Origin of the sequence: Streptomyces sp. NRRL S-37 (assembly GCF_000721605.1) — a bacterium.
Taxonomy (GTDB): Bacteria; Actinomycetota; Actinomycetes; order Streptomycetales; family Streptomycetaceae; genus Streptomyces.
Genome location: NZ_JOIZ01000139.1, coordinates 1 through 322, shown reverse-complemented (window position 1 = coordinate 322; position 322 = coordinate 1). Strand labels below are relative to the sequence as shown.

Genomic DNA, 322 nt, shown 5'->3' with positions numbered 1-322 from the left:
GCTGATCTTCGCGCGGATGGGCAGCAAGACGCCCGACCTGGCCCAGCTCATGCCGTTCGTGCTGCGCACCTGGATGTACGCGTCCGGCGTGATGTTCAGTATCCCGGCGATGCTGCACGACAAGGATGTGCCGGGCTGGCTCGCCGACGTGCTGCAGTGGAACCCGGCGGCGGTCTACATGGACCTGGTCCGCTTCGCGATGATCGACGAGTACGGCTCCTCGTACCTGCCCCCGCACGTGTGGGCGTTCGCGGTGGGCTGGGCGCTGCTGGCCGGTGTGATCGGCTTCGTGTACTTCTGGAAGGCAGAGGAGAAATACGGC

General features: G+C 65.8%; 1 protein-coding gene. It reads left to right on the top strand.

Annotated features, from left to right (window positions below; all coding sequences use genetic code 11):
- Positions 1 to 322 (top strand): ABC transporter (locus IH50_RS0137145; RefSeq protein ID WP_030873190.1); only part of this gene is annotated, 322 nt, incomplete at both ends.